The sequence below is a fragment of the Loktanella atrilutea genome (assembly GCF_900128995.1).
GTDB classification, from domain to species: domain Bacteria; phylum Pseudomonadota; class Alphaproteobacteria; order Rhodobacterales; family Rhodobacteraceae; genus Loktanella; species Loktanella atrilutea.
In genome coordinates, this window is record NZ_FQUE01000007.1 from 106,943 (window position 1) to 119,230 (window position 12,288).

Genomic DNA, 12,288 nt, shown 5'->3' on the forward strand with positions numbered 1-12,288 from the left:
GTCCGGTCATTGACCCAACCTCTCCAGCAGGTTCGGCACATGCACTTGGTCGGATTTGTAGTTGCCGGTCAGCACATGCATGATCAGGTTCACCCCGAAGCGATAGGCGTACTCGCGCTGGACTTCTCCGGCCTGACCGCGACCGACCGGGAACATCGAATTGCCGCGCGCATCGACCGCCCAGGCCCTCGCCCAGTCGTTGCCGCCGATCACCACCGGCGTCACGCCGTCGTTGAGGTTGCGGAAGGGCATGCCGTCCGCCAGCTCCGCATCGGGCGGTGCCGCCTCGACCCAGACGTCGCGGCTGTCGGTCCGGCCCGGGAAATCCTGCAGAAGGTAGAAGGTCCGCGTCAGAACGTGATCCTCTGGGATCGGCTCCAGCGGTGGAATGTCCAGGGTGCGGGCGATCGCCTGCAACTGCCGCCCCTCGGGGCTGGCAGAGCCGAAGTGCGCGGTATCCGCGTCGCGGGTGTCGAACAGGATCATGCCGCCGGTTCGCAGGTAGCGGTTCAGCTTGGCATAGGCCTCGCGGCTGGGCAGCGGCGCATTCGGCACGACGGGCCAATAGAGGAACGGAAAAAAGGCCAGTTCGTCGGTCTCGAGGTTGACGGCCATCGGTGCGGCCGGCTCGATCGAGGTGCGGCGTGTTAGCGTGTCAGACAGGCCGCGCAGCCCGGCCTCTGAAATCTCGTCGGTCTGCGGGTCACCGGTCAGGATGTAGCCCAGAACCACGTTGCTGGTCGCGGCGATGGCGAAATCGTCGGCTGCGGCATTGGGCGGGGTCTGGGCGCGCGTGGCATGCGGCGCAAGTCCCAGCAGCAGCCCCAAGGTCAGCGCCGCCGCGACATCAGCGCGTGGCCCGCGCAACCGCCCGCCGACAGCGAGCGAGGCAATCACGTCGATCATCAAGAGCGCCAGCGCAGCGGCCAGCAGGGCGCCTTTCAGCGGCGTCTCTCGGGCGACGTCCAAACCTTCCACTGGGACGCGGGCGGGCCACTGGGCTGTCGCGAGGACGGTATCGGGCCCCGCGACATTCACGGCGATCCGCGCATCTTCACTGGCATAAAGACCCGGGGGCAAGTCCGGGCCAACGACGCCCAGCGCCAGCATCTCGCCGGCAATCCCAGCCTCTGATGTCGCATCGTCAAGCCGCCCGAAGGCATCCAGTCGGGCCTGCGGCAGCCAGACCGTGCCTTCCAGCGCTTCGGCATCCGGCGCGGTGGGGCGGGTGGAAATCGCGAGCCGTTCCAGCATCTGCACGAAAAGTCCGGAAAGCGGGAGCGTCGACCATTCGGCGTTCGCCGTGACGTGAACCAGCACCACCTGGCCTTCACCCATCGTCTTGCGCGTGACCAGCGGCGTACCGTCGGCAAGCTGTGCGATGGACCGGTCGGCCAGCGTCGGATCCGGCTGGGCCACGACCTGTGACGCAACCGTCACGTCAGCAGGGATTGCGAGGCCGAAGAATGGCGAGCCTTCGGGAAAAGCCGCCAGCGCTTTCGGCTCTCCCCAACTCATTGCGCCTCCGACACTGCGGCCCCCGGCGCGCAGGCGAACGGGTAGCAATGGATCTTCTGTCGTGCGGCCCACGTCGGACGCGGCCAGCCGTGGCCCGGCAAAGCGCAATAACAGGCCGCCCGCTTCGACCCATTGCACGAGGCCGTCTTCCTCGGTCGGGGACAGATTGGCGACATCGGCCAGCACGATCACGTCGGGGTTTGCCAGCAGCACGTCGTCCAGCGTGCCGTCGATCAGGTCGGCGGTCGGGCTCAGCGCCTCGCGCAAGTAATAGAGCGGCGACAGCAGGTCGAGCCCTTCAGCCTCTCCTCCTCCGGCGATCAGTGCCACTTCGCGCCGCCGCAGGGCATCGTCGGTCAACGTGACGGCCCCTGCCGAGCGGGTGGCGGCGACGGCGAAGCGGGTGACGCGGTTGCGCAGTTCGGGGGGTAGGGACAGCGTGACATCACCGATGCCCTCGCCAGCTTCAAAAGCCATGTCGACGCTTGCCAAGACACGTTCCGCTCCCGCGGGATCGAGGCCGATGGCTTGCACGGGCACGGTCAGTGCCGGCCCGGTCGGAGTGCGGGTGGCGGACAACATGATGTTGCCGTCGACGAACTGGGCCGGTCGCAGGGCGACCGTGCTGCGCGGTGTCTGGAAGACCGTCACGCGGCCATGGCGTTCCAGTGCCTCCAGCAGAGGTGCACGGCTGTCTCGTGCCAATCCGTCCGACAGCCAGAAGGTATCGAAGGTTCCTGTCAGCGTGTCGGCGAAAGTCGTCAAGGCCACAGTGTCGGGTTCCCATGGGGCGGGTCCAAGGTTCGGCAGGCCTCGCGCCGCGATCTCGGCCGACTGGAATGTGGGACCATCGACAGGCAGGTCGGTCAGTGTCACGACGGCTGCGGTCCGCCCCGAACGGGCGGCATTGTCAAGCAGGGCGCCGATACGGTCGGTGCGGGCCTGCCAGTCGCTGGCATCGGCCCAGGTTCCGTCGGCAACGATCAGCAGCGGATCGGTCCCCGCGCGGGTGTCCTGCGGGTTCAGGATGGGCCCGGCAAACCCGATGATGACCGCAGCGATAGCGGCCAGCCGAAGCAGCAGCAGCCACCATGGCGTGCGGTCGGACTGGCTGTCGGCATCGGTCAGGCCCAGCAGCAATACCACGCCGGGAAAGCGGCGCCGGATCGGCGCGGGCGGTACAGCGCGCAGCAGGATCCACAGGACCGGCAGCGCGATCAGACCCAGCAGGAGCCATGGCGCGGTGAAGCCGAGGGGGCCGAGGGTGAACATCAGGCGGGCCTTGTGATTTGGGCGACGTCCTGGGGCTCTGCCCCAGACCCCGAGGTATTTGTGACGAGAAGAAGGGGGGCCCCGGTCATGCGGGCTGGGCGAGGGATTGATAGAGCCAGAGCAGCGACTGTGTGGCGGGGGCGTCTGTGTGGTGGGTGCTGAATTGCCAGCCGGTCGTGCGTGCCAGTTGAGTTAGGCGGTCTTTGCGCTGTGCGAGGCGGTCGAGGTAGCGCGATCGGAGGTCGCCGGCCTTCAGCGTCTCGTGCTGCAGGGTGCCGGACATGGATTCGAAGACGGTGCGCCCGTCGAAGGGAAAGGCTTCCTCCTGCGGGTCGAGGATCTGCACCAGGGCGCCACGCACGCCGCGGTCGGCAGCACGGGTCAGCGCGTCTTCGACTGGCGCGATGTCACCGAGAAAATCCGAGACGAAGACCGCACGCGAGTGAGGGATGAGGCCGCGCACCTCTGGCAAGGCGTAGTCGGCGTCGTCGTCCCGCGCCAGCAAGGCGGCCATCTGCGCGATCTGCCCCGTGCCCCGCCGTGGTGGCAGGTCGCTGCCGGTCATGCCGACGCGTTCTCCACCCCGGATCAGCAGGATCGCGCAGGCCAACACCAGCGTGCGGGCGACAGTCGCCTTTTCGGGGAGCTTGTCGGTCGAGGCAAAGCGCATCGATGCACCACGGTCGCACCACAGCACGACGGACTGCGCAATCTGCCATTCCTTGTCCTGCACGAAACTGGCGTCGGACCTCGCCGAGCGGCGCCAATCGATGCTGCGCGCGTGGTCTGTCGATTGGGCCGAGCGATATTGCCAGAAAGTGTCGCCAGTGCCCGCCCGGCGGCGCCCGTGATCGCCCAGGATCACCGTACTGGCCAGATGCTCTGCCGCCGCCAGCAGCGGGGGCAGGGCACTGGCCTGTGCCTCGGCGCCGGCGCGCAGGGTCAGCGCATCGGTCATGCGGCGCGGGCGGTCCGGGTCGCGTCGGCGGCGATGCCATCGATGAGGGCATCCAGGTTCTCTCCCCGCGCGCGGGCGGCGAAGGACAGAGCCATGCGATGCTTCAGCACCGGGGCTGCCATCACGCGCACATCGTCGGGGGTGGGGGCGAGGCGACCTGCCAGCAGCGCCTGCGCCCGGACGCACAACATCAGGGCCTGTGCGGCACGGGGGCCGGGTCCCCAGCTGACGGCATTGCGCACAGCGGCGGGGGCGTCGGCATCGGGGCGGCAGGCGCGCACGAGGTCGAGGATCATCTCCACGATAGCATCGCCCACGGGCATCCGCCGCAGCAGCAACTGCGCCTCCAGCAATTCATCGGCGGTAAAGACCGCTGTAGACTGCGCCTCGACCGCACCGGTGGTGGCGATGAGGATGTCTCGCTCCGTCGCCCGGTCCGGATAGGGGACATCGATCTGCACCAGGAAGCGGTCGAGCTGCGCCTCGGGCAGGGGATAGGTGCCTTCCTGCTCGATCGGGTTCTGGGTGGCGAGGACGTGAAAAGGCTTGCCCAAGGGCCGATGCTGGCCCGCGATGGTGACTTCCCTTTCCTGCATGGCCTGCAGCAGCGCCGACTGCGTGCGGGGCGAGGCACGGTTGATCTCGTCCGCCATCAGAAGCTGGCAGAAGATCGGGCCTTCGACGAAGCGGAACTGGCGGGTGCCGTCGGCCATGCTGTCCAGCACCTCAGACCCTAGAATATCGGCGGGCATCAGATCTGGCGTGAACTGGATCCGGTTACCATCAAGGCCCATGACGGTCGACAATGTGTCCACCAGCCGCGTCTTTCCCAGCCCCGGCAGGCCGATCAGCACCGCGTGCCCGCCACAGATCAGGGCGGTCAGCGTCAGATCGACGACGCGATCCTGGCCAAGGAAGCGGCTGGCGATCGAGGACCGGGCCTGACCCAGTTTCACCCCGAGCGTTTCGATCTTCGCGACCAGATCGTCGGTGTCGGACATGACAATGCTCCCTGCAACTCTATGTCTGGCATAGCAGCATTTATTCCGGTTGGCCCCAATGGCAAAAGCAACGAACGCACAAAAGAACGTGACCCCCGACGCAGAGGGACTCGCGGCGGCGGCGCAGAAGGCGCAGTCGGGCAAGGGGCTTCCGCCGGTGCATCTGTGGAACCCGCCCCATTGCGGCGACATCGACATGCGCATCGCGCGCGACGGGACCTGGTTCTATCAGGGGACACCGATCGGTCGTCCGGCGCTGGTAAAGCTCTTCTCGACTATCCTGCGGCGCGACGACGACGATTATGTCCTTGTCACCCCCGTCGAGAAGGTAGGGATCACGGTCGAGGACGCGCCTTTCGTTGCTGTCGATTTCCAGCGCACAGGTGGTGATCTGGTCTTCGAAACGAACGTCGGGGATCGTGTCACTGCGGATGCCGCACATCCGATCCGCGTTACCCGAGATGCCGAGACCGGGGAACCGTCTCCCTACGTCCTCGTCCGCGACAGGCTCGAGGCACTGATCGACCGCAAGAGCTTTTACCGCCTTGTCGAGATGGGAGAGAACGCGCCGATCGATGGTATCGACTGGTTCGGTTTGCGATCCGCAGGCGAGTTCTTTCCCATCATTCCCGCAGCAGATTTGCCTGATCAGGATTGAACGGGCTGAAAGGTCATGGTCACCACGTAACCGTCGGAAGTGCTTTGCCGGTCGACCCGTGCCGCAATCTGCTGCGCGGAGGCATCCATGATGCGCAGGCCAAGGGACGTCAGCGCGTCGGGTTTGGCCAGTTCCTCTGTCGCGCCGACGCCGTTGTCGCGACAGGTCATGCGCACCTCACCTTCCGGCGTATAAGCCAGCGTGACGGTAATCTGGCCTTTCCGATCTTCCGGGAAGGCATGCTTGATGGCATTGGCGACACATTCCGATGCCACCACGGCCAGCGCCGTCGCCTCGGTCGAGGCCAGTTCGAAATCGGCGATATCGGTCTTGATCGAAACGTGGTCGGGGCAGGTCGCCGAAAGGTGGTTGAGGACGCCGCCAAGGAAGGGCTTCATCTTGACCTGCGCGATGCTGCTGGACTGATGCAACTCGCGGTGCAAGGCCACGATGGCCGCAACCCGCCGCTCGATCGCGGCAAAGGCGGTCAGGGCATCGGGATCCTTGATCTTGCCGGCATAGAGCCGGATCAGCGACTGTACAGTCTGCAGGGAATTCTTGACGCGGTGATCCATCTCGCCGCGCAGGATTTCCTGATTGCGCAAGGTGCGACGAAGTTCGAGTTGCGTCATCACCTGATTGGCCAGAGTGCGCAGGGTCTGGCGCTGCAGGTCTGTCAGCGTCCGGGGTTTATCGTCCAGCACGCAAAGGGTGCCGATCGGCAGTCCATTGTGGGCCTTCAACTGGACACCGGCATAAAAGCGCATCCCCTGTTCCGTCACCACCAGGTGATTGTCGAGGGTGCGTGGGTCCAACGTCGTGTCGTGAATTTCGAGGATGTCTTCCTGCAGCAGGGCATGACCGCAGATCGCGTTTTCGCGTGCGGTCTCGGTCCCGGCAAAACCTTGCGACGCCTTGAACCATTGCCGCGTCTCCTCGACCAGGGACACGAGCGAAACCTTCGTTTCGCAGATGCGCGAGGCTAGCGCGACGATCTCGTCGAAATCGGCATCGGAGGGGGTGTCGATGATGTCATAGTCCGCAAGGGTGCGCAGACGGTCGTTTTCGGAAGGGTGAAGAGGCGCGCGCATGAGGCCTTATCCAGACGAAAGATCAGGAGAACGGAACTATGTCGCCTGACATACGGCGCACCGTCGCTGTGGACAACCCGGCAAAAAGGTCATCGTTGAAAGTCGCCGACCACCGTGCGGGTGGCCGGCCTGTGGTGACCTGGCAGTGTCAGATGCTTGTGCAGATGTATTTCATTTCAAGGTAGTCGTCGGTGCCGTGATGGCTACCTTCGCGGCCAAGACCTGACTGCTTGACGCCGCCGAAAGGCGCGACCTCTGTGCTGATGATGCCCGTGTTTACGCCGACGATGCCGTATTCCAGCGCCTCCTGCACCTTGTACACGCGGGACAAGTCCTTGGCGTAGAAGTAGGAGGCGAGGCCGAAGATCGTGTCATTGGCCATGGCGATCACCTCGTCCTCGTCCTCGAACATGAAGAGCGGTGCAAAGGGTCCAAAGGTTTCTTCGGTCGCGACTTTCATGTCCTGAGTGGCATGGGTCACGATGGTGGGTTGGAAGAACTGGCCCCCCAATGCGTGTTCCTCACCGCCCGTCAGCAGTTTGCCACCCTTGTCGAGCGCGTCCTGCAGATGCTCCTTCACTTTTTCCTTGGCAGAAGGCTCGATCAGCGGGCCCAGTTCGGTGCCGTCTTCGAGGCCGTCGCCGACCTTCAGTTTCTCGACCGCCACCTTCAGTTTCCGTGAAAATTCGTCGTAGACGCCCTTCTGGACATAGATGCGGTTGGCGCAAACGCAGGTCTGTCCGTTGTTGCGGAATTTGCAGGCGATTGCGCCTTCGACGGCAGCATCGATGTCGGCATCATCGAAAACGATGAAGGGCGCGTTTCCGCCGAGTTCCATCGAGCATTTCATCACCTGGTCTGCCGCTTGCTTCAGCAGGATGCGACCGACTTCGGTGCTGCCGGTAAAGGTCAGCTTGCGCACGATCGGGTTCTCGCAGAACTCCTTTCCGACCTCGGAGGACGAGGACGAAGTGACAACCGAAAACACGCCCTTCGGCACACCGGCTTCTTCGGCCAGCTTGCCCATTGCCAGCGCCGAAAGCGGCGTCAGCGACGCCGGGCGCACGACGAAGCCGCAGCCGACAGCCAAAGCGGGTGCGACCTTGCGGGCAATCATGGCGTTCGGAAAGTTCCATGGTGTGATTGCGGCGGCGACGCCGATGGGCTGCTTGATGACGGTGATGCGCTTGTCCGGGCCGTGACCGGGAATCGTTTCGCCATAGATCCGCTTGGCCTCTTCGCCGAACCATTCGATGAAGCCGGCGCCATAGGCGATCTCGCCCCGGCTTTCGGTCAGTGGCTTGCCCTGTTCGGCGGTCATGATGATCGCCAGATCTTCTTGGTTTTCCATCATCAGGTCGTACCACTTGCGCATGACGGCGGCGCGAGCCTTCCCGGTCAGGGCAGCCCACGCCTTGCGGGTCTTGTCCGCAGTCTCGATCGCGCCACGGATCTCTTCACGGCTAAGGTCGGGGACCGTGGCGATCACGTCGCCCCGCGCGGGGTTCACGACGTCGATGGTCTTGCCGGATTTTGCATCCACCCATTCGCCGGCGAGAAAGGCCTTCTGGCATAGAAGATCGGGACGCTTCAGCTGGCTGGCGAGGTCGGTTGTCTGGTCAAGCATGGTGCTCTCCGTTTTCCGGGACGTGTTACTGCGGGCATATAGGATGGCGCGCGGAAAGGGAAATGAGGATGGCGCTTGCGCCGCATAATGACGGCAGCCACTACCGACTGTGGTGATCGAAGGGCGCAGCGTTTCGATCGTTCCGAAGGACTTAGCACCAGAATGCTGTCATCCGCAGCGCTGGCGATATGTCGGCAGCAGATCGGTGTCATCAGGGGTCGCATGATAGATGCCGCGCGCAATGGCCCGGGCCATGCAGTTCGCGGCGGCATGGCCGAGCCAGGCGAGGTCGTCACAGGCGACGCTTCCATGGCTGACGGCAAAGATCAGGTCGCCATCGAAAGGCGTGTGACTGGGCACCAGCGCCCGGGCGAGACCATCATGGGCGGCCGTTGCAAGCCGCGTGCATTGCGCTTGCGTCAACCGCGCGTTCGTGGCGACGATGCCTATGGTCGTATTACGCGCATCGCCTTTCATGGCCGGACGGCCTCGTGGGTAATCCACGGCGGGGCCTCGACCGCCGAACTCGCCATCCCGCTCGAATGGAGCAGCCCAGAAATGAGGGCCGCCGTCGACGGTGGCCGATCCCAGCGCGTTGACGGCCACTAGCGCGCCGACGATCACGCCGTTCGGCAAGGCGTAGGAGGCTTGGCCAAGGCCCCCCTTCAACGTTGCCGTCGTGGCGCCGTAGCCAGCCCCGACCGTCCCCAGCGCGGGGGCGTTGTTTGCACTTGCCAGCGCAGCGGCCCCAAGGGCGGCATAGGGGTTCGTCGTCCAGTCCTTGGCGCCACCGTTCATCAGATCGAACAGGATCGCGGCGGGTACGATGGGCACGCGCTGGTCGCCTACCGCAAAACCGCGGCCCTGTGCCCGCAGGGCGTTGGCAACCCCCGATGCCGCATCGAGGCCCAGTGCCGATCCGCCTGACAGCACCAGCGCGTCGACCTGTTCCACCAACTTGTCGGGGGCCAGAAGATCGGTTTCCCGTGTGCCCGGCGCGCCGCCCATGACGTGAACGCCGCAGATGAATGGTGTATCCGCTGTCAGGACCGTAACGCCGGACTTGATAGCCGCGTCATGGGCATGGCCGACCCGCAGGCCCGGCACATCGGTGACAAGGTTGTGCATTTTCAGACCCGGACGTTGATGTGGCCAAGATAGGCCAGATGCCGGGTGTCATCGAGAGTATAGGGGAAACCGCCGAAGGCGTTTTCTGTGATCAGGATCAGCGTGTCATCCCCCGCAAGGCGCAACAGGACATCGTCTGCCTCTTCAGCGGTCAAAAATTCCAGCAGGCGGGTCTGTATGTCACCGTGAATCACCTCGACCTCTGCCTCGTCGATGAAGGCGCCGCTTAACTCCTGCGTCAACGGACTGGGAAGATCGGTGCCCGGCGGTGCAGAGCAGAAGGCATCGGCAGCCGCCTGATCCCGGAAATTCGCGCCGAAAAGGTGAAGTTGCAGATGCTCCTCGTCCAGTTGAACCGGGCGATGCGGTTCTTCCAGTCGGGTGCTTTCCGACGGGATCAGCTTGACCGCATCCCGCAGGCCGCGCCGCGCGATGTAGCGCAGCAGTCGGTTCATCAGGGTATTGACGTTCATCGCGCTTCGCTCTCCGTCGTCGACCGTTGCCGACCCGACGATGGCATGGCCGGCACCGGGCTTGCGACGGACGCGGCGCAGGCCGCTGGCAAGACGCAGGATCCGTCGATGCGCCAGACTGACGCGCGGGGCCTTGCCTTGCAAGGGCTTTGGCGTAAGCTGGCAGACGCGTGTGGCGATGGCGTCGCCACGCAGTTCACGCTGTCGTCCTGAACGCCGGGACCTTTCGGGGTCTTGCTTCGGTCCCGTGGATCAGGGGTCTACCATGAACCGTCCGGAATTCTACCGCTTTCATCAGGGCGATCGCGTCCTGCCATTCGCCGCAGCCGAATACGATGCCCGGCTGGGGGGCCTGCGTCGTATAATGGTCCAAACGGGTGTGACCGCCTGTGTCCTGACGTCGATGCATAATATCGCCTACTACAGTGGGTTCCTCTACTGCAGTTTCGGGCGCCCGTACGGCCTTGTCGTCACGGCGACAGACAGCGTCACGATCAGCGCCGGCATCGATGCAGGCCAGCCGTGGCGGCGCTGTCATGGCGTAAACATCACCTATACCGACTGGGCGCGCGACAACTACTGGCGGGCCATCCGCTCGGTCACGGGCGTTGGTGGCCATATCGGAATCGAGGGCGATCATCTGACCCTGACCCAGCGCGACAAACTGGCAGCTTTCCTGACCCCCGCCAGCGTCATCGACATCGCAGGCCACACGATGACGCAGCGGATGACCAAGTCGCCGGCCGAGCGGGACCTGATTCGCGCCGGCGCCGCGGTGGCCGATATCGGCGGATATGCCATGCGCGAAGCGATCCGGCCCGGCGTGCGAGAGTTCGACGTCGCCATGGCAGGCCGCAATGCGATGGAGTTGGAAATTGCCCGGCGCTTTCCTCAGGCAGAGTATCGCGACACATGGGTCTGGTTCCAGTCCGGCATCAACACCGACGGCGCCCACAACCCGGTGACGGCACGGAAGCTCATACCCGGCGATATCCTTTCCCTGAACGCTTTTCCGATGATCAGCGGCTACTATACGGCGCTGGAACGCACCCTTTTTCTAAGCGAGGTCGATAACGCCTCGCGCGCGGTGTGGGAGGCCAATGTCGCCGCGCATCGTTACGGCATGAGCCTGCTGAAACCGGGCATCTCCTGCGCAGAAGTGACGCAAGCCATCAACGCCTTTCTGGAAGACCGTCACCTGTTGCAGTACCGGACGGACCTTCGGCTACGGCCATTCCTTCGGCATCCTGTCGCATCACTATGGGCGAGAAGCCGGTCTGGAGTTGCGCGAAGATATCGATACTATTCTGGAGGCAGGAATGGTCATCAGCATGGAGCCAATGTTGACGGTTCCCGAAGGCCGTCCGGGCGCCGGCGGATACCGGGAGCATGATATCCTCATCATTACCGAAGACGGTGCCGAAGATGTCACAAAGTACCCGTTTGGCATCGAATTCAACGTGATCTGACACCAGATCACGGCGTTCCATTGCCATTCCGTGCGGGGCTGCTAGGTAGCGCTGAAGCTAATTTATGGTGCTGCCCCATGACACTGACCTTGAATCTGTCCCGCCGGTCCTTCGGGGCCATGATGATCGCCTCGACCGCCGCCGCCTGCGCGCCGCGGGTGCCGGACTCCGGCGTCGCGGATGCGGCGCCGAACTATCTGCCCGAATACGCCCCACTGCTGGACGCCGGCTACGACCTGCCGGCGATCCCGCTGGAATACACATCCGGCGTCAATCGCCGGATGGAAGGCCTCTATACGGGCGAAGCGCCTGCCGGGTCGATCGACGTCGATCCCTATGCAAAGTTCCTCTACCACGTTCGCTATGACGGGACCGCGACGCGCTATCCCGTCGGTGTCGGGCGTCAGGGTCGGACCCTGTCCGGGCTGGCGACCATTCAGGACAAGAAGGCGTGGCCGGGCTGGACACCGACCGCCAACATGCTGCGCACCGAACCCGAGGTCTACGGCGGATTCCGCAACGGGATTCCCGGCGGCCTGCGCAGTCCGCTCGGGGCCCGCGCGCTTTATATCTATCGGAACGGCAAGGACACCTACTACCGTGTCCATGGCACCAACGACTTGGAAAGCATCGGCAATTCCGGTTCTGCCGGCTGCATCCGCATGTTCAATCAGGACATCATCCACCTCTATAACAACGTGTCCCTGCCGATGACGATCAACATCCGTTCGGCCGAGGAATCGTTGCGCGTCGACCCGGAATATTACAACCGGGGCCGCGAACTGCCGCCGACGATCATCAGCCCGGATGAATTGCTGGGCCAGGAAGCGGTGTCGAACGACCGCGCGCCCGATCTGTCGCAACTCGCCTCGAACTGACAGGCGGAGCAGTGGATGGTGGCATGATCAATGCCATTATTCCTGCCCTGACCTTGTCGGGTCTGACAGGTCTCTATTTTGTCTCCGCCTATTTGCAGGCCGGGGGTCACCCTTCAGGCGCTGCCTGATCGGGGCGCCCCGGGGCTGCTGACCTATTACGGTAAACGCGGCCTCAGCGCCGGGATCATCTGGGCGCCGATGATGGGCCTGTCGCT

Annotated in this window: 10 protein-coding genes and 1 pseudogene; 4 read left to right on the plus strand and 7 right to left on the minus strand. The window is 64.2% G+C overall.

Features of this window, described 5'->3' with window-relative positions; all coding sequences use genetic code 11:
• Window positions 1-6 precede the first annotated feature (6 nt).
• The 3 genes from BUA54_RS14490 to BUA54_RS14500 all read right to left on the minus strand — a co-directional run bounded on the left by BUA54_RS14490 (window position 7) and on the right by BUA54_RS14500 (window position 4,749).
• The gene (locus BUA54_RS14490) at window positions 7-2,790 is read right to left on the minus strand and encodes a DUF4159 domain-containing protein (protein ID WP_072857973.1); all 2,784 of its coding nucleotides are present in this window, start codon (window positions 2,788-2,790) and stop codon (window positions 7-9) included.
• Window positions 2,791-2,875: 85 nt separating this feature from the next.
• A complete protein-coding gene (locus BUA54_RS14495) occupies window positions 2,876-3,748 on the minus strand; it encodes a DUF58 domain-containing protein (protein ID WP_072857974.1) in 873 nt (290 codons plus the stop codon).
• Window positions 3,745-4,749: an AAA family ATPase gene (locus tag BUA54_RS14500; protein ID WP_072857975.1), complete on the minus strand. Its 1,005-nt coding sequence runs from the start codon at window positions 4,747-4,749 to the stop codon at window positions 3,745-3,747. Before BUA54_RS14500 ends, BUA54_RS14495 begins: the two co-directional genes overlap by 4 nt.
• 58 nt (window positions 4,750-4,807) lie before the next feature.
• On the opposite strand from BUA54_RS14500, the gene BUA54_RS14505 reads away from it, so the two are divergent.
• On the plus strand, window positions 4,808-5,407 hold the full coding sequence (locus BUA54_RS14505; RefSeq protein ID WP_072857976.1) for a DUF1285 domain-containing protein: 600 nt from the start codon (window positions 4,808-4,810) through the stop codon (window positions 5,405-5,407).
• Here the strand turns inward: BUA54_RS14505 and BUA54_RS14510 are convergent.
• From BUA54_RS14510 to BUA54_RS14525, 4 genes are all read right to left on the minus strand, one after another.
• Entirely contained in the window at window positions 5,398-6,498 is a 1,101-nt protein-coding gene (locus BUA54_RS14510; protein ID WP_072857977.1) for a sensor histidine kinase, read from the minus strand. The genes BUA54_RS14505 and BUA54_RS14510 overlap by 10 nt on opposite strands.
• A 148-nt stretch (window positions 6,499-6,646) precedes the next feature.
• Window positions 6,647-8,125 (minus strand): NAD-dependent succinate-semialdehyde dehydrogenase, encoded by a 1,479-nt coding sequence (locus BUA54_RS14515; protein WP_072857978.1) that lies wholly within the window; start codon window positions 8,123-8,125, stop codon window positions 6,647-6,649.
• A gap of 168 nt (window positions 8,126-8,293) precedes the next feature.
• Window positions 8,294-9,253, minus strand: a complete 960-nt coding sequence (locus BUA54_RS14520; RefSeq protein ID WP_072857979.1) for a P1 family peptidase — start codon at window positions 9,251-9,253, stop codon at window positions 8,294-8,296.
• Between the two features lie 2 nt (window positions 9,254-9,255).
• Complete coding sequence (locus tag BUA54_RS14525) at window positions 9,256-9,726, minus strand: hypothetical protein (protein WP_143155442.1); 471 nt, start codon at window positions 9,724-9,726, stop codon at window positions 9,256-9,258.
• A gap of 45 nt (window positions 9,727-9,771) precedes the next feature.
• Here BUA54_RS14525 and BUA54_RS21265 point away from each other — a divergent pair, with 45 nt between their 5' ends.
• From BUA54_RS21265 to BUA54_RS14535, 3 genes and pseudogenes are all read left to right on the plus strand, one after another.
• The gene (locus BUA54_RS21265) at window positions 9,772-9,939 is read left to right on the plus strand and encodes a hypothetical protein (protein WP_178352759.1); all 168 of its coding nucleotides are present in this window, start codon (window positions 9,772-9,774) and stop codon (window positions 9,937-9,939) included.
• A gap of 52 nt (window positions 9,940-9,991) precedes the next feature.
• Window positions 9,992-11,195: pseudogene (locus BUA54_RS14530) on the plus strand (M24 family metallopeptidase).
• A gap of 77 nt (window positions 11,196-11,272) precedes the next feature.
• On the plus strand, window positions 11,273-12,073 hold the full coding sequence (locus BUA54_RS14535) for a L,D-transpeptidase (protein ID WP_072857981.1): 801 nt from the start codon (window positions 11,273-11,275) through the stop codon (window positions 12,071-12,073).
• The last annotated feature ends 215 nt before the right edge of the window (window positions 12,074-12,288 follow it).

Excerpts from the sequence above, each read along its gene's own strand:
- BUA54_RS14520 (WP_072857979.1), bottom strand. The coding sequence starts at position 9,253 with ATGCACAACCTTGTCACCGATGTGCCGGGCCTGCGGGTCGGCCATGCC.
- BUA54_RS14495 (WP_072857974.1), bottom strand. The coding sequence starts at position 3,748 with ATGACCGATGCGCTGACCCTGCGCGCCGGCGCCGAGGCACAGGCCAGT.
- BUA54_RS14500 (WP_072857975.1), bottom strand. The coding sequence starts at position 4,749 with ATGTCCGACACCGACGATCTGGTCGCGAAGATCGAAACGCTCGGGGTG.
- BUA54_RS21265 (WP_178352759.1), top strand. The coding sequence starts at position 9,772 with ATGGCCGGCACCGGGCTTGCGACGGACGCGGCGCAGGCCGCTGGCAAG.
- BUA54_RS14490 (WP_072857973.1), bottom strand. The coding sequence starts at position 2,790 with ATGTTCACCCTCGGCCCCCTCGGCTTCACCGCGCCATGGCTCCTGCTG.
- BUA54_RS14535 (WP_072857981.1), top strand. The coding sequence starts at position 11,273 with ATGACACTGACCTTGAATCTGTCCCGCCGGTCCTTCGGGGCCATGATG.
- BUA54_RS14515 (WP_072857978.1), bottom strand. The coding sequence starts at position 8,125 with ATGCTTGACCAGACAACCGACCTCGCCAGCCAGCTGAAGCGTCCCGAT.
- BUA54_RS14510 (WP_072857977.1), bottom strand. The coding sequence starts at position 6,498 with ATGCGCGCGCCTCTTCACCCTTCCGAAAACGACCGTCTGCGCACCCTT.
- BUA54_RS14505 (WP_072857976.1), top strand. The coding sequence starts at position 4,808 with ATGGCAAAAGCAACGAACGCACAAAAGAACGTGACCCCCGACGCAGAG.
- BUA54_RS14525 (WP_143155442.1), bottom strand. The coding sequence starts at position 9,726 with ATGAACGTCAATACCCTGATGAACCGACTGCTGCGCTACATCGCGCGG.